Source organism: Enterococcus sp. AMC1623, from assembly GCF_058216495.1.
Genome location: NZ_CM177096.1, coordinates 445,849 through 469,859 on the forward strand (window position 1 = coordinate 445,849; position 24,011 = coordinate 469,859).

Sequence of the window (24,011 nt, forward strand, 5' to 3'; positions counted from 1 at the left end):
GAGTTAACCAAAGTAATTAATACCCATAGCAGTTTTTACTTCTGCTAATGTTTGAGCAGCAACTTGTTCTGCTTGAGCGCTACCTTGTCGTAGAATTTCCATGACAGCGGCAGGATCCTTAGCAAACTCTTCGCGACGTGCACGAATGGGTGCTAATTCTTCTTCTAAAACCTCGATTAAGTAACGTTTAATTTTGACATCACCTAAACCACCACGACGGTAATGGTCTTTTAATTCTTGGATATATTCTTTATCCTTACCAAAAACATCTAGATAAGTAAACACCATGTTTCCTTCCACTTGACCAGGGTCTTGTACGTGAATATGATTTGGATCAGTGTACATACTCATCACTTTCTTTTGAACAACATCAGCTGTATCAGATAAATAAATCCCGTTACCTAAAGACTTACTCATTTTTCCGTTTCCATCAATCCCAGGTAAACGCCCCATACCTTTTGGTGGGAAGACACCTTTTGGTTGAACTAAAACATCACTATAAGTAGAGTTAAAACTATGCACAATTTCTTGCGTTTGTTCTAACATTGGTTTTTGGTCTTCACCAACAGGAACTAAATTTGCTTTAAAAGCCGTAATATCTGCTGCTTGAGATACTGGATAGATAAAAAAGCCAGTTGGAACACCTTCACCAAAGTTTTTTTGCTCGATTTCTGTTTTGACTGTTGGGTTACGTCGTACACGAGCAACACTTACCAAATTCAAATAAAACATGGTTAATTCAGCAATTTGTGGGATTTGTGATTGGATAAAAAGTGTTGTTTTCGCTGGATCTAAACCAACTGCTAGATAGTCTAAAGCAACTTCTAAAATATTTGAAGATACTTTTTCGGGTGTTTTTGCATTATCCGTTAATGCTTGAACGTCTGCAATCATTACATATAATTTATTGGTTGGATCAGCTTGCATCTCAACGCGCGTTTTTAATGAACCAACATAATGTCCAAGATGTAAACGACCAGTTGGGCGATCCCCTGTAAGGATAGTATTCAAATTCTTCACCTTTTCTTTTTATAGTCTCTAAGTCATCTTACCTTTTTTCGAGAAAATAAACAATGATTTATGACGAGAATCTTTAGGATTTTATTGGATTTTTCTCACATGTCAATGTAAGAAAAATCCTGAATTTTACAAAGATCCATGCTTTTCTTATAAAAAACTTTACAAAATTGAAATTTCAAGCTTATAATATTTATTAGCCCATAATTAAAGTAGGCTCATCATACTAAATATAGGAGCGTGAAAGAATGTCAATGATTGAATTTAAAAACGTTGAGAAATACTACGGAAAATTTCATGCGTTGAAAAACATTAATTTGGAATTCGAAAAAGGGGAAGTTGTCGTAGTTATCGGACCATCAGGCTCTGGAAAAAGCACGATGTTACGTACAATTAATGGCTTAGAAACAATTTCTTCGGGAAATCTTTTAATTAATGATAAAGATATTCGTAGTAAAGAAACAAAATTAACTGAAATTCGTCGTAACATTGGAATGGTTTTCCAACATTTTAATCTTTATCCTAATAAAACGGTGTTAGAAAATATTACGTTGGCACCAATTAAAGTCTTAAAGTTACATGAAACTGAAGCAACAGAGCGTGCTGAAAAAATCTTAGATCGTGTAGGGATGTTAGATAAAAAAGATTCCTATCCATCAATGCTTTCAGGAGGACAACAGCAACGTGTAGCAATTGCACGAGGATTAGCGATGCAACCTGAAATGTTGCTATTTGATGAACCTACATCCGCACTTGACCCAGAAATGATTGGAGATGTATTGGATGTTATGAAAAAAATTGCACATGAAGGCATGTCAATGATCGTTGTTACACATGAGATGGGCTTTGCGCGAGAAGTAGCAGATCGTGTTATTTTTATGGCTGACGGACAAGTGTTAGAGGATAGTCGTAATGTCAAAGAATTCTTTGAAAATCCACAAGAGGAACGTGCGCAACAATTTATTAGTAAAGTAATTAACCATTAGGAGGAAAAGCGATGATTAAAAAAACTTTTTTTTCCTTACTAGTTCTAGTAGCGGCAGTCTTTAGTTTATCTGGCTGTAAGTCAGGGAATGTTGCCGACTTGGATATTTTGGAAACAAGTAAAGAATCAAATGAAATTATTTGGGGCGTAAAAAATGATACTCGCTTATTTGGTTTAATGGATATTCCTTCTCGTGAAGTGAAAGGTTTTGATATTGATATTGCTAAAGCAATTACGGATAAGATTTTAGGTCGTGATGGTCGTGCAACTTTTGTTGAAGTAACCTCTAAAACACGAATTCCGTTATTAAAAAATGGGAATATAGACGCCATTATCGCAACAATGACAATTTCAGAAGAACGTAAAAAACAAGTAGACTTTTCAGATGTTTATTTTGATGCCGGCCAATCATTATTGGTCAAAAAAGGTAGCTCTATTACCAGTGTGGATTCTTTAGATGAAACAACTACGGTATTAGCAGTGAAAGGATCAACTTCGGCGGTGAATATTCGCAAAGCTTCACCGAATGCCAATATTTTAGAATTAGAAAACTATGCTGAAGCATTTACCGCATTACAAGCTGGTCAAGGCGATGCCATGACAACAGACAATGCGATTTTGTTAGGGATGTCCAGTGAAAATCCTGATTATGAATTAGTTGGTGGAACATTTACAGAAGAACCTTACGGAATTGCCATTAACAAAGGACAAGAAAATTTCCTTCAAGCAGTGAACGATGCCTTAGAAGAAATGCATGAAGACGGAACATATGATGAAATTTATGAAAAATGGTTCCCAAATGACGATACTGGAAAAGTGAAATAGGAGGGGATACGATGATTGAGTTGTTTCAAGCAAATGCAGATTTGTTTTTTGAAGGATTTAAATATACGATCCTTTCTAGTGTACTCGCGTTAATTTTTAGTTTAATAATCGGAACATTAATGGCGATTTTTCAGTTATCTGAAAATAAAATTATTCGCAATTTAGCAAAAGCTTATGTTGAGTTTTTTAGAAATATTCCATTATTAATTATTGTGATGTTTTTCTATGTAGTGCTGCCATTATACGGCATGCCATTTGATGGTTTTCAAGCAGGTACCATTGGTTTAACGATTTATACGTCAGCCTTTATTGCTGAAACGGTTCGTTCCGGAATCCAAACCGTACCAAAAGGCCAAATGGAAGCAGGTTTATCATCTGGTTTTACTTACAGTGAAACGATGCGTTATATCGTATTGCCACAAGCCTTCAAGATTGTTATTCCTCCATTAGGTGGTCAATTTATCAATTTAATAAAAAATTCTTCTATTCTAGCAATGGTAGCGGGCTTAGACTTGATGTATCAAGGAGATTTAGTAGCCAATGCCACCTTTATTACGTTTGAAACATATATTATTGTAGGGATTTTTTATTTGATTTTAACATTGCCACTATCATATTTAATGGCTTATTTAGAAAAACGCTGGGCAGTAAGAGGATAGAAAGGAGACAACAATGGATTTTATCGGTGCATTTTCATTCGTAAATTTACGATTTTTATTAGATGGCTTACAGATTACCGTTGCGGTTTCCGTGCTATCGATTGTGTTTAGTTTTTTAATTGGTGGGTTAATGGGGACATTGCGTTTTGCCAATATCCCATTCTTTTCCAGAGTTTTAGGTGTACTTGTGGACATTATTCGTAATTTACCATTACTGTTAATTATCTTCTTTACGTATTTTGCTTTACCACAAATTGGGATTCGCTTTAACATTTTTTGGTCAGCTGTCGTTGCTTTAACGATTTTTGAATCAGCAATGTTATCAGAAATTTTCCGTGCAGGGCTAAATGCAGTACCAAAAGGCCAAATGGAAGCGGGGCTTTCAACAGGCTTAACTTATGTTGAAACGATGCGTACCATTGTATTACCACAAGCTTTTCGTTCAATGATTCCAGCAATCGTGAGTCAATTAATTTCATTAGTGAAAGATACATCTTTAGCTGTCATTATTTCACTTCCTGAATTGACACATCACGCACGAATCATTTATGGACAAAATACGAATTATGTTATTCCAATGTTTGTGGCAATGACTTTAAGCTATTTTGCTATTTGTTATGTATTGTCCTTGTTATCTAAATATTTGGAAACTAGAAAATATAACTATTAAAAAATAATCCGCTCATTGGGCGGGTTATTTTTGCTTTTCGAAGAGAAAACTTGAAAAAAAAGTCAAAAAAGTACAAAATAAAGAAACAGACTCTGTCTAAGAGAAACAAAGGATGGAAAGAAATGACAAATACACAACCTATTGGCTTTATTGACTCGGGCGTTGGAGGATTAACAGTCGTCAAAGAAGCAATGAAGCAGTTACCAAATGAGAATATTATTTATCTAGGAGATACTGCTCGTTGTCCGTATGGTCCTCGTCCTGCAAAACAAGTCGTAGAATATACATGGCAAATGACTAAATTTTTATTGGAAAAAAATATAAAAATGCTTGTTATTGCATGTAATACGGCAACCGCTGTTGCTTTAGAAGAGATTAAAGCGCAATTGGATATTCCGGTAGTGGGCGTTATTTTACCGGGGACAAGAGCAGCTGTAAAAGCAACAAAAAATCGTAACATTGGGATTATTGGAACAGTGGGAACTATTAAAAGTAGTTCTTATGAACAAGCCATTAAAACGAAAGTTCCAGAAGCATCAGTTACTAGCCTCGCTTGTCCTAAATTTGTACCGATTGTTGAAAGCAATCAATTTCAATCTTCGGTAGCTAAAAAAATTGTCGCAGAGACGCTACTGCCTTTACACCATAAAAAATTAGATACATTGATTTTAGGCTGTACACATTATCCTTTACTACGTCCAATTATTCAAAATATTATGGGCAGTAATGTCAAACTGATTGATTCAGGGGCAGAAACGATTGGTGAAGTAAGTATGTTATTAGATTATTTTGATATTGCAAATACCAATGTCAATTCACAACCCGAATTTTCATTTTATACAACAGGTTCTACAATCATGTTTGATGGTATTGCTAAAGAATGGTTAAAATCAGCAAATGTTTATTCACAACATATTGAATTAGGAGGAACAGAATAAATGCGACACGATGGCAGAGGACCGCAACGTTTGCGTCCTATTACAATTAAAACGCATGTTTACAAACATCCAGAAGGTTCTGTAGTCATTTCGTTTGGTGATACAGAAGTAATCTGCTCAGCAACAATTGAAGAATCGGTACCACCATTTTTACGAAATACAGGAACAGGTTGGGTAACAGCAGAATATAGTATGTTGCCACGTGCAACGAATTCAAGAAATCGTCGTGAAAGTTCAAAAGGAAAGTTAACTGGACGTACGATGGAAATTCAACGTCTTATTGGACGTTCATTACGTGCTGTCATCGATTTAGAAAAATTGGGAGAACGTAGCATTGTAGTCGATTGTGACGTTGTGCAAGCGGATGGAGGAACCCGAACAGCAAGCATTACAGGTGCTTTTGTGGCATTACGTTTAGCTGTTAATAAATTATTACAAACAAACGCTTTAAAAGAAGACCCGATTAAAGAACATCTAGCCGCAATTAGTGTCGGAATTTTACCTGATGAAACTTGCGCAGTGGACTTAGATTATGTAGAAGATAGTGCTGCACAAGTGGATATGAATTTAGTCATGACAGAATCTGGCCGTTTTGTTGAAATCCAAGGAACAGGTGAAGAAGCTACTTTCGATGGTGAACAATTAAATGAGATGCTGGTTTATGGAAAAACCGCAATTGAAGAATTGATTGCTGCACAAAAAAATACTCTTTATGCAAACGAAGAAAATCGCGCTCGAATTGTAGACAAAACGATTATGATTGCGACAGGCAATTTAGGGAAAGCGAAAGAATTTGCTGAAATGTTTGCTAAAGAAGGTTATCAAATTAAAACGCTAAAAGATTTTCCAGACTTACCAGACGTTGCGGAAACAGGGAGTACCTTTGAAGAAAACGCCCGGTTGAAAGCTGAAACAATTGCGAATATTTTACAATGTCCAGTTTTAGCAGATGATTCTGGTTTGAAAGTTGATGCTTTAGGAGGGATGCCAGGGATCTATTCTGCACGCTTTGCTGGTGAACACAAAAGCGATGCGTCAAATAATGCTAAATTATTATATGAATTAACCGATATTCCTGATGAAGAACGAACAGCACAATTTCATTGTACGTTAGTATTAGCGGCACCTAAAAGAGAGAGCCTAGTTGTTGAAGCTGAATGGCCAGGTCGAATTGGCCGTATTCCTAGAGGCGAAAATGGTTTTGGCTATGACCCATTATTTATTGTTGATAAAACTGATAAAACAGCTGCTGAAATTTCTAGTGAAGAAAAAAATAAAAATAGTCATCGTGGACAAGCAATTGAAAAATTACAGTTGCAATGGAAAGAATGGTTAGAAGGAGAGGGTTAATTTGAAATATTTAGTAGTTAGTGATAACCATGGAGATCGTAAAATTTTAGCAGATCTCTTTGCCCATTACCAGGGAAAAGTAGATTATATATTCCATTGTGGCGATTCTGAGTTACCCGTAGATGATGAATTATGGCAGCAGGCTTATGTAGTTACTGGTAATTGTGACTATGACCCTAAGTATAAAAAAAGCCAACTAGTAGATACAGGTGTTGATCGAGTATATATGACACATGGTCATTTATCAGATGTGCGTTTTGGTATTACTCATTTAGGCTTAGAAGCACAAGCAGTCGATGCATCAGTCGTTTTGTTTGGGCATACGCACCAAATTGGTTGTGAAAAAGTAGGGCAACGTCTATTTTTAAATCCTGGAAGCATTTCACAACCTCGAGGACCGATTCAAGTAAAAAGTTATGCGATTATCGATAGTACGCCTGAAGCCTATTACGTTCAATATTATGACCGTGAATTTCAAGCTGTTTCAGAACTATCTTTTGTCTTTAAAAAATAAAAGTTATAAATTTTTAAAGAAAGCGATTTTCTCGCTTTCTTTTTGTATTTTGAGGTAAAATAAGGAGTAATGTAATAGCGAAATGGAGGTATTCATTTGATTGGTAAATACACTGAAGCTTTGTTGATGGAGAATCAAGAAACTTTTCTTGTGCCTGCTGATAATGTAGCGACCGTATTATATAGCCATCCTTTAGAACACGCATTACTAGTGTTATCTAAAGTCGGTTATGCAAAGATTCCAGTCTTGGATTCAGAAGATCATTTAGTTGGCTTAATCAGTTTAGCAAACATAATAGACAAAATGATGGGATTAACAGGATTCGACACAGATCAATTAGAAGGGTTAACTGTGGCAGATGTCATGGAAGTAAATGTGCCTAGAATTCAAAATAAAGATGATTTAGAAGATATTTTACATTTACTAGTACAAGGTTCTTTTTTGCCTGTTGTGAGTGAAGACAACGTGTTTGAAGGAATTATAACTAGAAAAGAAATCTTAAAAGCCGTGAATCATTTAGTTCATGAATTAGAAAAACGATACACAGTTAGTATGAAAGAAACTGTAAAAGAAAAATTAATTAGTTAAAAAAAGAGAGAAAATCATTGTTGATTTGGTGGCGACCCCTAAAAGTTAGAGTTTTTATTATGCAGCTGATTGGCTGGATTGAATTCGGTATTCGACCGGACTCAGTCCAGCCAATTTTACTTTTGATCGTACGTGGTTATACCAGTAGATGTATTCTTTAATTCGTCGTTTTAATTCTTCATAACTGACTAGTTTCTCTCCATAATACATTTCTTGTTTTAATATGCCAAAGAAATTCTCCATCGAAGCATTGTCTGCACACGTTGCTTTACGTGACATACTCTGGAATACATTGTTTTTATTTAATGTTTTTACCCATTTATTATGTTGGTAATGCCAACCTTGATCCGAATGGATAGTTGTACGGTAGGTTGCGTGATTCTTTATTATCTCTATTGTTTCATTTAGTGGCTCCATGACTAAATCTAATGTTGGGCGTTTCTTAATTCCAAACGCAATCACTTCTCCATTATATAGGTCAAGAATAGGGTTTAAATACAACTTTTCTTCCCCTAGACATTTGAATTCCGTAATGTCAGTTACTAGTTTCTGAAATGGGATAGGTGTACTAAACCGACGTGACAATCGATTCTTCACTATTTTTCCAGTAGTTCCTTTATATGAATTGTATTTACGGGATTTTCGCATGAATTTTACACACTTTAATCCTAGCTCTCGCATAATGCGATACACCTTTTTATGATTAATACAGTATCCTAATTTCTTTAACTCGTCTGTAATCCGTTTATATCCATAACGTTCATAAAACGCCTTAAATAGGTGAGTAATGCGTTCTTTTAGTTCGATATCCAGATCTTCTTTTCCGAAGTTCTTGACATGATAGTGATAGGTTGCTTCGGGAATTCCCACAACTAGGATAATATCCTTTAATCGGAACCCTTCTTCTTTAAGTTCGAATGCCCATTTTGCTTGCGCTTTTCGAGTAAGACATTCGGATTTTCCCGAAAAGCTCTCAGCTTTTTTAAATAGGCAATTTCTAATCTCAGTAGTTCATTCTCTCGTTCTAACTCCGTTTCACGTGTGAACTTGTTTTCTTCCTTTTTCGTTTGTTTATTTAGTTTCTTAGTCATAGAAGGTCGCTCCTTTGATTTTGGTTTCAAGCCTTCTATCCCTTGAGAATTAAAATCTTTCATCCAACGATAAATTAATGAAGGATTATTTAATCCGAATTGTTCAGTCGTTTCCTGATAAGAAGCACCTGTGTCTAACATAAATTGTATCGTATTTAATTTAAATTGAACAGGATATACTTCCTTCCTTTTTCTTCGTTTTAATCCCTCCATCCCTTGTGTTTTATAAGCTCTTACCCAATTTTGTAATGGTGTTGCAGAAGGCATATTGTATTTCTTCGCCAATAATTTATAACCAATATTTCCATCCAAATACTCCGTAACAAGCTTTATTTTAAATTCTTCACTATATTTAGCCATAAAAATACCCCCGAAAGTTAGATTTATTACTCTAACTTTCGGGGGTCGGTACCTTTTCTCTCTTTTTTATTTAGCTGCAACTACTGGTGAATTTGGAATCGTAAATCCCGCTTGTGATACTTCATGAATAGAAGCACTTAATAACTCTTCTTGAATTTTATGTTGACGACCATTGCTGACATACATTGTTGTACGAATGGCATAGTTGCTGTTGCCTAAATCAACAATACCAAAAATCACAGGAGGTGTTTGAATAACTTCTGTATATTTTTGAACAATTTGTTGATTGGCGCGTTCGATTGCAGCTTGGATACCAACTATATCTTCTGATGGATCAATCCGTACATCTACTAATACGCGCATATTTGCACGAGACGTATTGCTGATGGTTGTTATGTTACGGTTGGGAACAAAATGAACCGTCCCGTCTGAAGATTGCAACTGTAATGTACGTAGACCAACAGAGGTAACTGTTCCTTCGATTGCTAAATCATTTAACTTAATATAATCACCAACATCAATTTGTTGTTCGGTAATAATGAAAAAACCTGTGATAATATCATTCATAAAACCTTGTGCACCAAGACCAATTGCCAAACCAGCAATTCCGGCCCCAGCGAGCAATGAACCAACTGGAATACCGATGGTCGATAATAGCGCATAAATAAAGAAGAAACCTAATGTGTAATGAATAACGTTTCGAATCAAAGTATGTAACGTCGTCATTCGAACTTCATTAGTTTTCTTTTTACTGTAAGAGGTGAAGGTACGGTCAACTAAAAAGTCAGCTACACGAACTAAAATACTAAACAAGACAATAATAAAAAGAATGGTAATTGCTTTTTGAATGATTAGTCCTGTAATAGCTTCCCAATTAAGACTGAGCCACCACCGTTGAATTGCATTTAATTGTTGAGCAGCAGGTTCAATGATACTTATATCAGATGAATCTACCGTTGAATCTGCTGTCCCAACGGTTCCTAAAAGAAAATACACGAGCATCCCTCCAATGTTACTGTTCTTTATTGTAACAAGGGATAGTCAAAAAAGGAATGAATTAATTTAGGATAAATAAAAAATTAAGATAAATGCACGCCTTTATCAACGAAAATTGTTTCACCAATAATTCCAGCAGATAGAGGACTCACTAAAAAGGCACAAACATTTCCAACTTCTTCAATCGTTACACCTACATGATCGGGTGTGCGGTCTTCAGATAATTGGATTAGTTTTTGATAATCTTTAACGCCTGTTACTGCTAATGTTTTAATTGCACCTGCAGAAATAGCATTCACACGAATTTTTTGTGGTGAAAGCTCAGCAGCTAAATAACGAACAGCTGCTTCTAAAGCTGCCTTAGCAATACCCATCATGTTGTAATTTGGTACTGCACGTTCAGCACCTAAATAAGTTAAGGTAACGATTCCGCTATTTTCAGCTAAAATTGGTTTTGCGTAGTGAGTAACAGCGATTAATGAATAGCTGCTGATATCTTGTGCTAAAGAATAACCTTGACGGGAGATATCTGTTACATCACCTTGTAAATCTTCTTTGTTAGCATACGCAACTGCATGAACAACACCGTGGATTTCGCCAGCATATTCTTTAATTTCATCAAATGCCTTAGCGATACTTTCATCACTGGCAACATCTAATTCAACTAGAAATTCGCCGCCTTCTAATAATTTTTCCAAAGGTTTTTTCATACGGTCGTTTTGATAAGTGTAGATTACTTCTGCACCTTGGTCACGTAATGCTTGAGCACAACCCCAAGCGATACTACGTTTATTTGCGACGCCCATTACGACAATTTTTTTACCAGTTAAGAAACTCATAATTCCACTCCTTATAATAAATACATAATAAATACATTCCATTTCAATTCATGGCATCATTACACCATGATTACTTATTATTAGATAAAATTGTTTGATTGTCAAACTAAATTTACTGAATTAATTCTAAAGTTGCCAAATTACTGAAAATATGATACTTTGATAATCAAAATAACTAAAATTTTGAAAAAAGGAAATGAGGACTCAAAATGGAAAAATTATTAACTGAAGTAGAAGTGATGGAGTTAATTCCTAATCGTTATCCAATTATTTATATAGACTATGTAGATTCAATTGATCCTGGTAAAAAAATTATTGCTACAAAAAATGTAACCATTAACGAAGATTTCTTCCAAGGACATTTTCCTGGTAATCCTGTAATGCCTGGCGCATTGATTTTAGAAACTTTAGCTCAAGCTGGTTCAATTTTAATTTTGAAATCAGAAGAGTTTTTAGGACGTACAGCTTACATTGGAGGCATTAACAAAGCGAAATTCCGCCAAAAAGTTGTTCCAGGAGATACGATTAAATTATCTTTTGAAATTACTAAAGTAAAAGGTTCAGTAGGTACCGCAGATGCGATTGCTACAGTAGAAGGCAAGAAAGTTGCTGAATGTGAATTTACTTTCATAGTTGGAGAACAACGCCAATAAAATAAAAATAGAGAAATTCCGTCAATGGAATTTCTCTATTTTTTTATTTTGCTTCTTGTAAGATATTAATTTTTTCAACTTTGACTGGTTTGACCGGAGTAGATTCTTCACCTGTTTCACCGGCTTCAACTTCTGCCTTGGCAATTTTATCAACAACATCCATGCCATCAATGACTTGACCAAAAACTGTATAGTTGCTGTCTAAGCTAGGAGTCCCTCCGTTTTTATAAGCATCTATGATTTTTTCTGGCGTAAATTGAATAGCTAGGCCATCAGACATATCTTGATCATTTTGTACGATAAAGAATTGACTGCCTTGGCTATCTAGTGCTTGTGCTCGGGCCATAGATAAGGCGCCACGAATATGGTAAAGGTTAGGAGAAATTTCTACTTCAAAACCGTCTCCCCAGATACTTTCACCACCCATACCTGTACCTTCAGGGTCGCCACCTTGAATCATGAAGTCTTCCATGACACGATGGAAGACAGTTCCGTCGTAGTAACCATCTTTGGCATGAGTCATAAAGTTCTCAACTGCTTTTGGTGCATATTCAGGGAATAATTTAATTTTTATTTTTCCTTCTGTAGTGACTAATTCAACCAAGTCTTCATTTTCTTTGACTTCTTTATCTAATTGCGGTAAATCTAATTGATTCAAATCAACGGATGTTTCCGTTGTTGTGGAAGATGCAGCTGTCGAGTCTTTTGTTGCGGTAGTACTATTGCAAGCTGCTAATAAAGCGATGCTAGCGAATGTTGTAAATAAAAGTACACGTTTTTTATTTTTCATAGTGGAATTCCTTTCTTATAACGTCTTGTTTATCATAACAAATAACTATTTTTTTTCCTAGTTTTTCTATAGTAAATTTAAAAATAGAAGAACGAGAAAGGGTTTGCATTTTTGGTCTAGAGCAATTATAATGTTAGAGGATACAAAAAATGTTTTTTATTTTTAGGAGGATTTTCAATAATGGGAAAGTTAGGTGTTTCGATTTATCCAGAACGTTCAACATTTGAGAAAGATCAAGCATATTTAGATTTAGCACATAAATATGGCTTTAAACGTGTATTTACAAGTTTGCTACAAATTACGGACGACAAAGAAAAAGTACTCGCAGAATTTAAAAAAGTTGTCGATTATGCAAATAGCTTAGAGATGGAAGTCATGGTTGATATTAACCCTAGCTTATTTGAGCAACTAGAAATTTCGTATGATGACCTATCATTTTTCCATGAAATGGGTGCGTATGGCGTACGTTTAGATATTGGCTTTACAGGAGCCGAAGAAGCACGTATGACACGTAATCCTTATAATATTAAAATTGAAATTAATATGAGTGGGGGGACAAAATATGTAGATAACATTATGTCTTACTCACCAAACATAGAAAATTTATTAGGTTCACATAATTTTTATCCACATCGCTATTCAGGATTAGGTTACAATCATTTTGTTGCATGCTCTGAACAATTTCGTCAATATAACTTAAATACAATGGCGTTTGTCAATTCAAGTGCAGCAACGTTTGGTCCTTGGCCGACACAAGATGGGTTATGCTCATTAGAAGACCATCGTGAATTAGAAATTGCAACTCAAGTGAAACATTTAATGTTAACTGGTTTAATAGATGATATTTTAGTAGGGAATGCGTATGCTTCAGAAGGTGAGTTAAAAGCGATGGCAGATGCTTTTTATGCTCCATATCCAACATTAAAAGTGGTTGTTGAAGACGAGATTACTGAAAATGAACGCATTTGTTTATTTGATAATTTACACAGTTATCGTGGCGATCGTTCAGAATATATGTTACGTTCAACTATGACACGTGTTTATTATAAAGATAAGGAATTTCCAGCACACACGACACGCGATATCGTTCGTGGCGATGTTTTAATTGATAATGAAAAATATGGACAATATAAAGGCGAAACACAAATTGCATTGAAAGAAATGAAAAATGATGGACGCGTCAATGTGGTTGGTCATATTTCAGAAGATGAGTTGTTCTTGTTGGATTTCTTGAAACCATGGTCAAACTTTAAATTAAGCGAAGTAAAATAAATCGTTAAATCTCGCATTTTTGCGAGATTTTTTTTATAGAAAAATAACAGAGTTCAAGCAATATGTAAATGGTTGTTGAAATGCGTCTTTTTCTTTATACTGTACTCTTGTAGGATAGAGGAGGTCAGGTATGAAAATTTTTGTATGGATAGCGGGAATACTTGCAATAGTAGCAGTTGTTGGTTTGGGTTGGGCAGCAAATTATTTTTACAATTATGCAGTTGTTCCTTCAGAAAAAGATTTTTTAGATAATGAAACACCTGGAACAAGTAAAGTGGAAACGGAAGAAGCGAAACGCTGGTATTCTGATGAAAAAAATCGAACACGTTGGTCACTGGATGCACAAGATGGCTTGAAATTATCTGCTATTTATATTCCTGCTGAAAAAAATAACCATAAGACAGCGATTATTGCTCATGGTTATATGGGCAATGCAGAGACAATGAGTGAATATGCTAAAATGTATCACGACTTTGGGTACAATGTATTAGTTCCTGATGCACGTGGTCATGGAGAAAGCGAAGGTCATTACATTGGCTTTGGCTGGCACGAAAGAAAAGATTATTTACAATGGATTGATCGCGTTCTTGCAGAAAATGGCGAGGATGAAACCATTACGCTCTATGGATTAAGTATGGGCGCTGCTACGGTGATGATGGTCAGTGGAGAAGAATTACCTAAAAATGTCGTATCGATTATTGAAGATTGCGGTTATTCATCAATTAATGCCGAATTAGCGTATCAATTAAAAGATATGTTCAATTTGCCTGCATTCCCATTAATACCGGCAACAAGCTTAATGACGAAGATGAGAGCAGGCTATTTCTTTGGTGAAGGCGATGCTACCAAACAATTGGCGAAAAATACTCGTCCAATTTTATTTATTCACGGTGACGCCGATAAATTTGTACCATTTTCAATGTTAGATACCGTCTATCAAGCAACCAATGCACCAAAAGAAAAATGGATTGTTCCTGATGCTGGTCATGCTAAAGCATTTTCTACCAATAAAAAGTTATATAAAGAGAAAGTTCATGATTTTTTAGAAAAAAATGAATGAAACGAAAGAAACGTAGCGAAAAGATAGACAAACGGCTGTTAGCTAGGTACAATAATAAAGGCTTTGATACACAAGAGTATGAGTAAATAGAATGGAGGACAAAATTACATGTCCATGTTTTTAGATCAAGTAACCATCGACGTAAAAGCTGGTAAAGGTGGAGACGGAATGGTTGCATTTAGAAGAGAGAAATATGTTCCAGATGGTGGACCTGCCGGCGGTGATGGTGGACGCGGAGGAAATGTTGTATTAGTAGTTGATGAAGGATTACGTACATTAATGGATTTTCGTTTTAATCGTCATTTTAAAGCACAACCTGGTGAAAATGGAATGAGTAAAGGCATGCACGGTCGCGGTTCAGAAGATATGTATGTAAAAGTTCCTGAAGGGACAACCGTTCGCGATGCTGAGACAGGCGCATTATTAGGAGATTTGTTAGAACATGGACAAACCTTAGTAGTCGCTCATGGTGGTCGTGGCGGTCGCGGAAATACTCGTTTTGCAACACCGCGCAATCCAGCGCCAGAAATGGCTGAAAATGGTGAACCCGGACAAGAACGCAAGATTGAATTAGAGTTGAAAGTTTTAGCAGATGTTGGATTAGTTGGTTTTCCGTCTGTCGGTAAATCTACCTTACTTTCTGTTATTTCAGCTGCACGTCCTAAAATCGGTGCGTATCATTTCACCACTTTAGTTCCTAATTTAGGGATGGTAAATATGCCTGATGGTCGCAGTTTTGTTGCGGCAGACTTGCCAGGTTTAATTGAAGGTGCTTCTCAAGGTGTGGGATTAGGCACGCAATTCTTACGTCATATTGAGCGTACACGTGTTATTTTGCATGTGATTGATATGAGTGGTATGGAAGGCAGAGATCCCTATGAAGATTATGTGGCGATTAATAACGAATTAGCGTCTCATAACTTACGTTTATTAGAACGTCCGCAAATTATCGTCGCTAATAAAATGGATATGCCTGATGCAGAAGAGAATTTGAAAAAATTCAAAGCAGAATTAGCGAAGGAACAAGAAGATGAATTTGCTGATCCAATTCCCGTCTTTCCAATTTCTGGGGTCACTCGTCAAGGCTTAGAACCTTTATTAAGTGCTACTGCAGATTTACTAGACGTTACACCTGAGTTTCCGTTATATGAAGAAGAAATTGAAGAAGATGTGGTGCAATATGGATTTGTTTCAGATGAACCAGCCTTTTCAATTGATCGTGATGCCGATGCAACTTGGGTCTTGTCTGGTGAGAAATTAGAAAAACTATTCAAGATGACTAACTTCGATCATGATGAAACAGTTATGCGTTTTGCACGTCAATTACGTGGTATGGGCGTTGATGAAGCGTTGCGTGCACGTGGAGCCAAAGATGGTGATATTGTTCGTATTGGTGAATTTGAATTCGAATTTGTGGAATAAAACAATGGAAACTAGCTTTTTCAGCTAGTTTCTTTTTTTAGGATTCAAGGTATAATTCGTTTCCAAACGTTTAAATTATTGATACAATTAATAAAAATAGAAAGTGAGGAAATCATCATGACAAAACGAGTGATTGTATTAAATTTTGAAATCAGTTCACAAGCATATCAAGCTTTTTCAGAAATCAAAAAATTACATCTTGGGAAAGAAATTGTAGGTGAGCAAATGGCGGTTATTACCCATTCAAGTGAGGGCGACCATCAATTTAAAGTAGAGGATTTTCTAGATTTCACAGGTACAAATAAAACATCTAAAGGAGGACTAATTGGAATGTTAGTTGGTATTTTAGGTGGTCCATTGGGAATGATGTTGGGCTGGTTTGGTGGTAGTCTCTTTGGTGCTTCTAAAGATGCGCAAGAAATTCGTGTCGCGCAGACTATCTTTGAATTTGTTGGCAATAAGATTGGCGAAGGGGATACCGGATTAATTTTAATTGCCGATGAAGAAGACAATCGTCCATTAAATAACATTGTGATGTATGAATTAAGCGGTGAAATTTCACGATTTGATTTAGATGAAGTAGAAATGGAAATTAAAAAGGCGCAAGAAGTAGAAGCAGCAGCAACAAAAGAAAACGCTCAAAAAATTTGGGAAGAAAAACATTCCAATGACTAATTCGTTCCAGTTGAGCGAGAAAACAAAAGAAAGTAAGGGTAACTATGGAACTAGAATTTTTAGGAACTGGTGCTGGTGTGCCAGCAAAGCACCGAAATGTAACAAGTATTGCTTTAAAATTACTGGAAGAGCGGAATGAAGTGTGGTTATTTGACTGTGGTGAAGGTACTCAAATGCAAATTCTGCATACAACGATTCGCCCTCGAAAAATCAAAAAAATTTTTATTACGCATTTACATGGAGATCATATTTTTGGGCTACCTGGCTTAATTAGTAGTCGTTCATTTCAAGGAGGCGATGAGCCATTAAGTCCATTGGAAATTTATGGACCAGAAGGAACCGAGCAGTTTGTAAGAACGGCATTAAAAATTTCTAAAACACGTTTAGGTTATCCGCTTCATTTTATTGAGGTGAAAGAAGGTATTGTGTTTAAAGATGATCAGTTTGAAGTTTCTTGTAAAAAATTAGATCATGGTATCGATAGTTACGGTTTTCGAATGGTGGAAGCTGATCATCAAGGAGAATTACAAGTCGATAAATTAAATGATTTAGGTATTAAACCTGGGCCAATTTATGGGAAAATCAAACGTGGTGAAGTAGTTACGTTACCAGATGGCACGATTCTTGATGGCAAACAATTTGTGGGGGAGCCTAAAAAAGGTCGTGTTGTAACAATTTTAGGGGATACACGTTTCACGCAACATTCCATTGAGTTAGCACGAGAGGCAGATGTGCTTGTTCATGAAAGTACGTATAAAAAAGATGAAATGAATATGGCGAAAGCGCACTATCATTCTACAACCCAACAAGCGGCAACAGTTGCCAAAGAAGCAAATGTTGGCAAATTAATGTTAACGCATATTAGCGCACGCTACTTAGCAAATGATGTGTTGGATTTAAAAGCAGAAGCAGAAGAAATTTTCCCGCATGTCCGAGTAGCGAAAGATTTTTATATTTTGCCAATTCCTTTTAAAGAAAGAGAGGCGTAATCATGAGTTTAGAGAATAAAGTCGTTTTAGTAACAGGGGCATCTACAGGCTTAGGAGAGCAAATTTGTTACGAGGCAGCTAAACAAGGAGCTATTGTTGTTGTTTGTGCTCGTCGCATTAATTTAATTGGGCAAGTGAAAGAACGCTGTATGGAAATTAGTCAAAAAGAAGCCTATGCTTTTCAAGTAGATGTTGCCAATCCGGATAACATCGAAAGTTTGATGGAAAAACTAAAAGAAGAGGTCGGTACCGTTGATGTTCTAGTTAATAATGCTGGTTTTGGCCAATTTGAAGAGTTTGTTTCTTTTGATATGGAAGTTACACGAAATATGTTTGAAGTAAATGTTTTAGGCATGATGTTATTGACGCAAAAAATCGCCATTGAAATGTTAGACCAACAATCCGGACATATTATCAACATCGCTTCTATGGCAGGAAAGATGGCAACGCCTAAATCAGCAGTTTATTCCGCAACAAAGTTTGCAGTATTAGGGTTTTCAAATGCCCTGCGTTTGGAATTAAAACCTTTTAATATTTTTGTAACGACAGTGAATCCAGGACCGATTGCAACCGAATTTTTTGATAAAGCCGATCCATCAGGCGATTATTTAGAAAATGTTAGTTCCATGATTTTAGATGCCCAAAAATTAGCCAAAACTATTGTTAAACAAATGCTACGACCAAAACGCGAAATCAATCGTCCTGTAGCAATGGAAGTTGCAGCACGCTTTTATCAACTGTTTCCTCATGTGGGAGACTATTTAGCAGGTGGCTTGTTTAATAAGAAATAAGGAGGGAAACATATGAAAAATCAGTGGCGCATTATTATTGGTTTAATCTTAACTTTAGTTATTGTCATTTTTGCAGTATTAAATAATATGCCAGTACCGATAAATTTTGGTTTCTCTACTTTATCGGCACCCTTAATTATTGTGATTATCGGTTCAGCTTTTTTAGGCGCAATTATTATCTCTTTAGTTACAACTGGAACTATGTGGCAACAGCGCCGTGAGATTAAGCAATTAAAACACGAAATTGACGATTTGAATAAAAATATCGAAGCAAAAACTGCACAAAAAAAAGAAGAACTTGAACGTGAGTATAATAATAAATTAGCTGAATTTGAAGCAACACAAACGGTTTATCCAAATGAAGTCGAACCGACCTTACCAGAAGAAACGCAAGAATCACAAAACCAATAAAAAAAACAACCCTCTTTTTATTAAAGGGGATTGTTTTTTTGAGGTGATTTTTTCATGCGGCGATGCACTTTTTTTGTCCAAAAACCACCAGAAATTTGTTTTGGTTCATAGCTGATAATGAAGGCGCGACTTTCAACTTCTTTAATTTTTTGATAAAGTTGTTTCTCTTTATTACGCGGAGAAAGAATTTCTAAGACCATTCGGGGACCTTCCAAACCTTCCCCATAACTAACTGTCACACCGTATCCTTCGCTTCGTAAAATACTTGGTAAGGTATCTTCTTCCTTTGAAGTGCTTGGTAAAATAGCAGTGACCATCGTGTAGCCCAATGCCATTTTATCTTCAATCTTAATCCCTACGCCAATCCCAATTGCAAAACCTAACGCATAGACAATTAAATTAATCGGATTGTCTAAACTATCTAATACTAGAGATAAACCCACCACATAAATAATAATTTCAAACATACTTACGACAGGGGCAATGAAGCGATAGCCTTTCATTGTTAGTAGTAAGCGAATTGTACTTAATGTGACATAGACAAAATTGATTGCAAAAATCATTGCCAACATTTTAATGTCAATGCTCATTAAAAATCTCCCTTCATACATAAAATAAACATTTTTATCAGTGTAACATACAGTTATTATGAAGTCATATCATTCGAATAACTAAGACCTGAACTATAAAATGTAAGTATTGTTAATTATTTTAAGAGTTGTAGATACGCAACCTTTTTGAATATGATAACTTTTTTTTACTAGCGTTGTTGTATTATAGAATAACTTGGTTGTGGGCGATGTTGATACATCAGTAGTTTAATTTTTTTTTTAAGTGACTACCATTTTACTACCATCTCTTTTGTCTAAGAAAAGAGATGAAAAATAAGGTGTTCCATTCGAAGTATTTGTATACTTAACTTCTACTTTATTTACAGTGACAGGTCCTTGTCCTGTAGATCTTGAAAAATGAGTTATAACCATAAGATCAACGTTTCCTGTTTCAGTTTTAAACATATATTGATTTATATATCTTGCTGTTAATCATCTTAGAAGCGACATTTTTCCACTTGTAATAACATTATTGGTACTTGGTTGCAAAGAAGTGCCAGTCTCTGCGATGGACAATAATATAATAACTGTCTTCTTCATAAAAAATTCCTTAAATAAAAAATAGTTAGAAAATAATATCAAGCTAAGCAATCATATGTTTCAAAACAAATGTGGGCTATAGATACTTTGATTACACTATTTTTTAACAAAATAATTATATATTAATTAATAGAATAAAAACCAATTTGGTTGCGTCAAGAATTATGTGTAAATGGAAAAGCCCATTCTGTTGATCAAGTTAAAACATTGATTCTAATGTATCATGTATTTCTTTAAAACCTTTATGAACTCGGCATAGAAACTTTTGATTATAGTTGTTGAATTGAGATACTAGAAATCTCTCCAGAGATTCTTCATTAGGAAATTGCTCTTTTCTTTTGGTATATTTCTTTAATTGTTTGTTAAAACCTTCAATCAAATTAGTTGAATAAATAGTTCTTCTGATTGACGGAGGAAAATTATAAAAGGTTAATATAGCAGGATTCATGAGCAATTTAACCACTCGTGGATACTGCTTTTTCCATTTATCTATCATAAACCTTATTTGATTATTTGCTTCTTCTTTTGAACTTGCTTGATAAACTAATTTGAAATCGCTACAAATTTCTTGTCGATCACTAACACGAACCTTATGAGCGATATTTCTAGATATATGGACACAACATTGTTGAAATTGAGCATTTGGATAAACACTATGAATACTATCGTTAATGCCACTTAAACCATCAGTTACGACTAATAAAACCTCTTTTAAACCACGGTATTTTAGGTCTTGAAGAATCTCTTTCCAAACATAAGCAGATTCAGTTGGAGCAAGACTAAACCCAAGAACCTCTTTGGTTCCATCTAATCGAATGCCAATTACAATATAAACTGCTTCTTTTGAAACAGTTTGTCTTTTTAAAGGAATGTGAGTAGCATCCATAAAAATGACAGAGTATCTGGATTCTAGGGACCTTTCTTTAAAGGCAATAATATCTTCAGAAACTATTTTAGTCATATTTGAAATGGTTTGTGGCGTATAGTGATGCCCGTACATTTTTTCAATCAATTCAGAGATTTCAGACATAGTAATTCCTTTTTGAAATAGCTGAATAATAGTGGTTTCTAAAGAGTCATTGGTTCTTTTATAAGCAGGTAAAGTTTGTTGAGAAAACTTACCATTTCTATCTCTAGGAATCACCAAATTTAATTCTCCATACTCTGTTCTGAATGAACGTGAATAATTCCCATTACGGGAATTACCTGAATTGAACCCAGCACGATCATATTTTTCATAATCAAGAAAAGCTGTTAATTCAGCCTGCAATAATGAATTAACAGCTAATTCTAAATGACATCGAAATAATTCATCTAAATCACCTTTATTGATTAGTGTTTCCATAATTTCTGTAGTAAAATTGGGCATGAGAAAGTCCTCCTATAAAATTTCGGTTGTGGTAACTTTAATTTTACAGAATGGACTTTCTTTTTTTCTACCCTAAATATCTATTTACACAAGATATTTTACGCTATCACCAATTTTGTCCTAAACGTAATAAATCTTATTACTTATATTTACAAATTAACCTAATAAATTACGGATATACTATTTTGGTATTGTTTTATTTTCGAAACTAAATAAAAATATATAAGTTGCTAAATCATAAAAAAATACGATGTAATAATATCATACTGTGCAAAAAAGAGCCTAGATATAAATTTAGTGCAGTCCCCCGTTGTTTATCTAGAACTTTCTTTTTTTACCTCTTGCAAATAGGAGGTTATTATTATTACAAAAGTATAGTTTTAGTTGGTTAAACTTTTGAATTAGGTTTTCTTGGCTAACAAGTTTCATGTAATCTTTTATAATGTAAAACTATTATTATTTATATCATATCCCCATATCAATTAATCTTGTTATTTAACCATTGCAGATATATACAGTTATTTTTACTAATTGCATATTTAAAGTATCAGCATAGGATACTTAGCATTAAAAAATTTTACACGACAGTTTAAATTTCAATAAACGAAAACCCGTCCTCGACCTTCTTGTTTTGCTTTGTAAAGAGCTTTATCAGCTTGATTAATTACTTCTGAAATATCTGAGCTTAGTTTAACTTCTGATATTCCTGCTGAAAAAGAAAATATGAGTTTCTTTGCATTTTCTAAATACATATTTTCTTCACCTAAAACTAACTGAAAGTCTTCTAAAACTTCTTTTACAGAATCTACATTATTTTCCTTAAAGATAACTAAAAATTCTTCTCCTCCGTAACGATAAACTTCAACTAAATAAGAATTCATATGCTGGTAAAGGAAGGAAATGAGTTTATTTGAAAAGAAAATCAACGATTTATTACCTATCTGATGCCCATATTGATCATTTATTTTTTTGAAATAATCTATATCAATCATAGCGAATACTAAATCTTGATTTTCATTAGAAGCCAGTTTTAAGATATCTTCATTGAGACTTCTAAGATTTTTCAATTGAGTTAATTCATCGTAGTTTCGTTCAATGATTTTTGTATTAATATTTTCTAAAAATTTTGTTTGATTATGAATATAATATTTCCAAAGAACAATAATAGCTACTGCACCTACACTTAAGGATATAGAATCTCCAATACTTACTTCTCGTTTGAAAAATATAAGAGAGTTGATGATTGGGGATAAAAGGGTTATCAGAACAGAAAATATATAAAATAAATTATGATTATTTTTTTTGTGAAAATAATTTTTTAAAAGATATACAATGGTTAAAATTAAACTATTTAAACCGATAACATACAGAGTAGCCGTTAGATTATTAATATCTATTAAGTAAAAGAAAGTAATTAAAATAATTGGAACTAGTACAATTAAAAAGAATTTTTCTTTTAATGAACCAAAATAATAAATAAATATTGGGATTGAATATTCATATGCGATATAACCTATGCTATTGAGCGAGAAGGATATAATAAAATACACTTGAGAAATAAAAAGTACACTTCCAATAAGAACTTTAAAGGTAAAATATAAGTTTAATTTTTTAAAATTTTTTATAAAGATATCGTATGATATTAGTAAACTTATAACTAATATCGAATAAATTGCTACATAAAAAAGATGTAAAAACATAGTATCACTCTTTCTAGTATTTTTTTCTTGTTATTTATGACAAGTATGTAATTATTTTAATGTTAAAATAGATTTGTTGCAAAAATTATAAGAAAACATAGAGGAGAAGATGGAATGACTAATTTAAAAGACAAAAATTTATCGTCGATATTTTCTATATTATACTTTGATATGCAACCAATATTTAAAATTGAGAAAGAAAATCGAAAAGTTGTTTGTTATGAATTATTATTAAGAAGTACAGAAAAAAATACTTTCCCCATAGAAATTTTCCATCAAATTATTAAATGTAAAAAACAGCATACTCAGTTACTACAATGGTACAAAAATAAAATTTTGTCATTACTTGAATTAAACAGCGAAATAAGTATTAGTATCAATATTCATCCTCAGCAATTGTTTTATACGGAAACATTCTTAATGTTTAAGAATTTACAACATTATAGTAATCGTATCCTGATTGAGATTACAGAAGACGATACGAAGCCTTCTATTGCGTGTAAACTGGATATATTTTTGACAGATAAAATTATAGAAATAAAAAAAATGCAGTTTTCGGTTGCATTGGATGATGTTAGTACAGGAATCTATTCATTTAAGAATATTCGACCACTATTAGATAAAATAGATATGATTAAATTTTCATATATTTCATTGGAAAAATTACCTCAAAAGGATATATCCTGTTTGATTAATTTCTGGAGTGAAATTGCGAATAAATTAGGAATAGATTTTGTTGTTGAAGGTGTAGAGAATATTAACATTCATAAATATTTACTAGATAATGTAATTTGTTTACAACAAGGGTTTTATTTATCCAAACCTTTTTCTGCTTCTAAATTAATAACTTAATAAGGAATACTGAAATTTATTAAGGTTATAAAATTGGATTCTTA

26 protein-coding genes are annotated in these 24,011 nt (G+C 34.1%); 17 read left to right on the forward strand and 9 right to left on the reverse strand.

Features of this window, described 5'->3' with window-relative positions; all coding sequences use genetic code 11:
* Nucleotides 1-3 precede the first annotated feature (3 nt).
* A complete protein-coding gene (gene trpS / locus AC4BC7_RS02225; RefSeq protein WP_243430413.1) occupies nucleotides 4-1,011 on the reverse strand; it encodes a tryptophan--tRNA ligase in 1,008 nt (335 codons plus the stop codon).
* A 254-nt stretch (nucleotides 1,012-1,265) separates the two neighbouring features.
* Here trpS and AC4BC7_RS02230 point away from each other — a divergent pair, with 254 nt between their 5' ends.
* From AC4BC7_RS02230 to cbpB, 8 genes are all read left to right on the forward strand, one after another.
* Nucleotides 1,266-2,003 (forward strand): amino acid ABC transporter ATP-binding protein, encoded by a 738-nt coding sequence (locus AC4BC7_RS02230; protein ID WP_490503705.1) that lies wholly within the window; start codon nucleotides 1,266-1,268, stop codon nucleotides 2,001-2,003.
* A gap of 11 nt (nucleotides 2,004-2,014) precedes the next feature.
* On the forward strand, nucleotides 2,015-2,827 hold the full coding sequence (locus AC4BC7_RS02235) for a transporter substrate-binding domain-containing protein (RefSeq protein WP_207940298.1): 813 nt from the start codon (nucleotides 2,015-2,017) through the stop codon (nucleotides 2,825-2,827).
* Between the two features lie 11 nt (nucleotides 2,828-2,838).
* Nucleotides 2,839-3,486 carry an amino acid ABC transporter permease gene (locus AC4BC7_RS02240; protein WP_207940299.1) on the forward strand — a complete coding sequence of 216 codons (648 nt, stop codon included), beginning with the start codon at nucleotides 2,839-2,841 and terminating at the stop codon, nucleotides 3,484-3,486.
* A 13-nt stretch (nucleotides 3,487-3,499) separates the two neighbouring features.
* The gene (locus AC4BC7_RS02245; protein WP_490503706.1) at nucleotides 3,500-4,156 is read left to right on the forward strand and encodes an amino acid ABC transporter permease; all 657 of its coding nucleotides are present in this window, start codon (nucleotides 3,500-3,502) and stop codon (nucleotides 4,154-4,156) included.
* Nucleotides 4,157-4,278: 122 nt separating this feature from the next.
* Nucleotides 4,279-5,094 carry a glutamate racemase gene (gene racE / locus AC4BC7_RS02250; protein ID WP_207940301.1) on the forward strand — a complete coding sequence of 272 codons (816 nt, stop codon included), beginning with the start codon at nucleotides 4,279-4,281 and terminating at the stop codon, nucleotides 5,092-5,094.
* The gene (rph, locus tag AC4BC7_RS02255) at nucleotides 5,095-6,444 is read left to right on the forward strand and encodes a ribonuclease PH (RefSeq protein WP_490503707.1); all 1,350 of its coding nucleotides are present in this window, start codon (nucleotides 5,095-5,097) and stop codon (nucleotides 6,442-6,444) included.
* Between the two features lies 1 nt (nucleotide 6,445).
* Entirely contained in the window at nucleotides 6,446-6,958 is a 513-nt protein-coding gene (locus AC4BC7_RS02260; protein WP_207940303.1) for a metallophosphoesterase, read from the forward strand.
* Nucleotides 6,959-7,054: 96 nt separating this feature from the next.
* Complete coding sequence (gene cbpB / locus AC4BC7_RS02265) at nucleotides 7,055-7,546, forward strand: cyclic-di-AMP-binding protein CbpB (RefSeq protein WP_490503708.1); 492 nt, start codon at nucleotides 7,055-7,057, stop codon at nucleotides 7,544-7,546.
* A gap of 57 nt (nucleotides 7,547-7,603) precedes the next feature.
* Here the strand turns inward: cbpB and AC4BC7_RS02270 are convergent, their stop codons facing one another.
* From AC4BC7_RS02270 to fabI, 4 genes are all read right to left on the reverse strand, one after another.
* Entirely contained in the window at nucleotides 7,604-8,548 is a 945-nt protein-coding gene (locus AC4BC7_RS02270) for an IS3 family transposase (RefSeq protein ID WP_490504395.1), read from the reverse strand.
* On the reverse strand, nucleotides 8,434-8,997 hold the full coding sequence (locus AC4BC7_RS02275) for a helix-turn-helix domain-containing protein (RefSeq protein WP_311055572.1): 564 nt from the start codon (nucleotides 8,995-8,997) through the stop codon (nucleotides 8,434-8,436). Before AC4BC7_RS02275 ends, AC4BC7_RS02270 begins: the two co-directional genes overlap by 115 nt.
* A 66-nt stretch (nucleotides 8,998-9,063) precedes the next feature.
* A complete protein-coding gene (locus AC4BC7_RS02280; protein ID WP_422389682.1) occupies nucleotides 9,064-9,993 on the reverse strand; it encodes a mechanosensitive ion channel family protein in 930 nt (309 codons plus the stop codon).
* Nucleotides 9,994-10,076: 83 nt separating this feature from the next.
* Entirely contained in the window at nucleotides 10,077-10,832 is a 756-nt protein-coding gene (fabI, locus tag AC4BC7_RS02285; protein WP_207940306.1) for an enoyl-ACP reductase FabI, read from the reverse strand.
* Nucleotides 10,833-11,041: 209 nt separating this feature from the next.
* On the opposite strand from fabI, the gene fabZ reads away from it, so the two are divergent.
* A complete protein-coding gene (gene fabZ / locus AC4BC7_RS02290) occupies nucleotides 11,042-11,485 on the forward strand; it encodes a 3-hydroxyacyl-ACP dehydratase FabZ (RefSeq protein ID WP_207940307.1) in 444 nt (147 codons plus the stop codon).
* 43 nt (nucleotides 11,486-11,528) lie between these two features.
* Here the strand turns inward: fabZ and AC4BC7_RS02295 are convergent, their stop codons facing one another.
* Nucleotides 11,529-12,275 (reverse strand): peptidylprolyl isomerase, encoded by a 747-nt coding sequence (locus tag AC4BC7_RS02295; RefSeq protein ID WP_490503709.1) that lies wholly within the window; start codon nucleotides 12,273-12,275, stop codon nucleotides 11,529-11,531.
* Nucleotides 12,276-12,455: 180 nt separating this feature from the next.
* On the opposite strand from AC4BC7_RS02295, the gene AC4BC7_RS02300 reads away from it, so the two are divergent.
* From AC4BC7_RS02300 to AC4BC7_RS02330, 7 genes are all read left to right on the forward strand, one after another.
* Nucleotides 12,456-13,547: a DUF871 domain-containing protein gene (locus AC4BC7_RS02300; RefSeq protein WP_490503710.1), complete on the forward strand. Its 1,092-nt coding sequence runs from the start codon at nucleotides 12,456-12,458 to the stop codon at nucleotides 13,545-13,547.
* 130 nt (nucleotides 13,548-13,677) lie between these two features.
* Nucleotides 13,678-14,607 carry an alpha/beta hydrolase gene (locus AC4BC7_RS02305; RefSeq protein WP_490503711.1) on the forward strand — a complete coding sequence of 310 codons (930 nt, stop codon included), beginning with the start codon at nucleotides 13,678-13,680 and terminating at the stop codon, nucleotides 14,605-14,607.
* A gap of 108 nt (nucleotides 14,608-14,715) precedes the next feature.
* Nucleotides 14,716-16,029, forward strand: coding sequence for a GTPase ObgE (gene obgE, locus AC4BC7_RS02310; RefSeq protein WP_243430415.1), 1,314 nt, complete (start codon nucleotides 14,716-14,718; stop codon nucleotides 16,027-16,029).
* A 117-nt stretch (nucleotides 16,030-16,146) separates the two neighbouring features.
* Complete coding sequence (locus AC4BC7_RS02315) at nucleotides 16,147-16,704, forward strand: DUF4564 domain-containing protein (protein ID WP_207940311.1); 558 nt, start codon at nucleotides 16,147-16,149, stop codon at nucleotides 16,702-16,704.
* A gap of 44 nt (nucleotides 16,705-16,748) precedes the next feature.
* The gene (gene rnz, locus AC4BC7_RS02320; RefSeq protein WP_207940312.1) at nucleotides 16,749-17,693 is read left to right on the forward strand and encodes a ribonuclease Z; all 945 of its coding nucleotides are present in this window, start codon (nucleotides 16,749-16,751) and stop codon (nucleotides 17,691-17,693) included.
* 2 nt (nucleotides 17,694-17,695) lie between these two features.
* Complete coding sequence (locus AC4BC7_RS02325; protein ID WP_490503712.1) at nucleotides 17,696-18,484, forward strand: SDR family NAD(P)-dependent oxidoreductase; 789 nt, start codon at nucleotides 17,696-17,698, stop codon at nucleotides 18,482-18,484.
* Between the two features lie 12 nt (nucleotides 18,485-18,496).
* Nucleotides 18,497-18,895: a LapA family protein gene (locus tag AC4BC7_RS02330; protein WP_207940314.1), complete on the forward strand. Its 399-nt coding sequence runs from the start codon at nucleotides 18,497-18,499 to the stop codon at nucleotides 18,893-18,895.
* Between the two features lie 20 nt (nucleotides 18,896-18,915).
* Here AC4BC7_RS02330 and AC4BC7_RS02335 read toward each other — a convergent pair whose 3' ends face one another.
* The 3 genes from AC4BC7_RS02335 to AC4BC7_RS02345 form a co-directional block, all read right to left on the reverse strand.
* Nucleotides 18,916-19,485 carry a DUF2179 domain-containing protein gene (locus AC4BC7_RS02335; protein WP_490503713.1) on the reverse strand — a complete coding sequence of 190 codons (570 nt, stop codon included), beginning with the start codon at nucleotides 19,483-19,485 and terminating at the stop codon, nucleotides 18,916-18,918.
* 760 nt (nucleotides 19,486-20,245) lie between these two features.
* Nucleotides 20,246-21,415 carry an IS256 family transposase gene (locus AC4BC7_RS02340; protein WP_176244453.1) on the reverse strand — a complete coding sequence of 390 codons (1,170 nt, stop codon included), beginning with the start codon at nucleotides 21,413-21,415 and terminating at the stop codon, nucleotides 20,246-20,248.
* A 596-nt stretch (nucleotides 21,416-22,011) separates the two neighbouring features.
* Nucleotides 22,012-23,115 carry a GGDEF domain-containing protein gene (locus tag AC4BC7_RS02345; RefSeq protein ID WP_490503714.1) on the reverse strand — a complete coding sequence of 368 codons (1,104 nt, stop codon included), beginning with the start codon at nucleotides 23,113-23,115 and terminating at the stop codon, nucleotides 22,012-22,014.
* 114 nt (nucleotides 23,116-23,229) lie between these two features.
* Here AC4BC7_RS02345 and AC4BC7_RS02350 point away from each other — a divergent pair, with 114 nt between their 5' ends.
* Nucleotides 23,230-23,967: an EAL domain-containing protein gene (locus AC4BC7_RS02350; RefSeq protein WP_490503715.1), complete on the forward strand. Its 738-nt coding sequence runs from the start codon at nucleotides 23,230-23,232 to the stop codon at nucleotides 23,965-23,967.
* Nucleotides 23,968-24,011: the final 44 nt, after the last annotated feature.

Bases quoted from the DNA above. Each gene is read 5' to 3' on its own strand.
- AC4BC7_RS02295 (WP_490503709.1), bottom strand. From the start codon at position 12,275: ATGAAAAATAAAAAACGTGTACTTTTATTTACAACATTCGCTAGCATC.
- AC4BC7_RS02235 (WP_207940298.1), top strand. From the start codon at position 2,015: ATGATTAAAAAAACTTTTTTTTCCTTACTAGTTCTAGTAGCGGCAGTC.
- AC4BC7_RS02275 (WP_311055572.1), bottom strand. From the start codon at position 8,997: ATGGCTAAATATAGTGAAGAATTTAAAATAAAGCTTGTTACGGAGTAT.
- AC4BC7_RS02340 (WP_176244453.1), bottom strand. From the start codon at position 21,415: ATGCCCAATTTTACTACAGAAATTATGGAAACACTAATCAATAAAGGT.
- fabI (WP_207940306.1), bottom strand. From the start codon at position 10,832: ATGAGTTTCTTAACTGGTAAAAAAATTGTCGTAATGGGCGTCGCAAAT.
- obgE (WP_243430415.1), top strand. From the start codon at position 14,716: ATGTCCATGTTTTTAGATCAAGTAACCATCGACGTAAAAGCTGGTAAA.
- racE (WP_207940301.1), top strand. From the start codon at position 4,279: ATGACAAATACACAACCTATTGGCTTTATTGACTCGGGCGTTGGAGGA.
- rnz (WP_207940312.1), top strand. From the start codon at position 16,749: ATGGAACTAGAATTTTTAGGAACTGGTGCTGGTGTGCCAGCAAAGCAC.
- AC4BC7_RS02305 (WP_490503711.1), top strand. From the start codon at position 13,678: ATGAAAATTTTTGTATGGATAGCGGGAATACTTGCAATAGTAGCAGTT.
- AC4BC7_RS02325 (WP_490503712.1), top strand. From the start codon at position 17,696: ATGAGTTTAGAGAATAAAGTCGTTTTAGTAACAGGGGCATCTACAGGC.
- AC4BC7_RS02335 (WP_490503713.1), bottom strand. From the start codon at position 19,485: ATGAGCATTGACATTAAAATGTTGGCAATGATTTTTGCAATCAATTTT.
- AC4BC7_RS02240 (WP_207940299.1), top strand. From the start codon at position 2,839: ATGATTGAGTTGTTTCAAGCAAATGCAGATTTGTTTTTTGAAGGATTT.
- AC4BC7_RS02245 (WP_490503706.1), top strand. From the start codon at position 3,500: ATGGATTTTATCGGTGCATTTTCATTCGTAAATTTACGATTTTTATTA.
- rph (WP_490503707.1), top strand. From the start codon at position 5,095: ATGCGACACGATGGCAGAGGACCGCAACGTTTGCGTCCTATTACAATT.
- AC4BC7_RS02315 (WP_207940311.1), top strand. From the start codon at position 16,147: ATGACAAAACGAGTGATTGTATTAAATTTTGAAATCAGTTCACAAGCA.
- AC4BC7_RS02230 (WP_490503705.1), top strand. From the start codon at position 1,266: ATGTCAATGATTGAATTTAAAAACGTTGAGAAATACTACGGAAAATTT.
- AC4BC7_RS02300 (WP_490503710.1), top strand. From the start codon at position 12,456: ATGGGAAAGTTAGGTGTTTCGATTTATCCAGAACGTTCAACATTTGAG.
- AC4BC7_RS02345 (WP_490503714.1), bottom strand. From the start codon at position 23,115: ATGTTTTTACATCTTTTTTATGTAGCAATTTATTCGATATTAGTTATA.
- fabZ (WP_207940307.1), top strand. From the start codon at position 11,042: ATGGAAAAATTATTAACTGAAGTAGAAGTGATGGAGTTAATTCCTAAT.
- AC4BC7_RS02350 (WP_490503715.1), top strand. From the start codon at position 23,230: ATGACTAATTTAAAAGACAAAAATTTATCGTCGATATTTTCTATATTA.
- AC4BC7_RS02330 (WP_207940314.1), top strand. From the start codon at position 18,497: ATGAAAAATCAGTGGCGCATTATTATTGGTTTAATCTTAACTTTAGTT.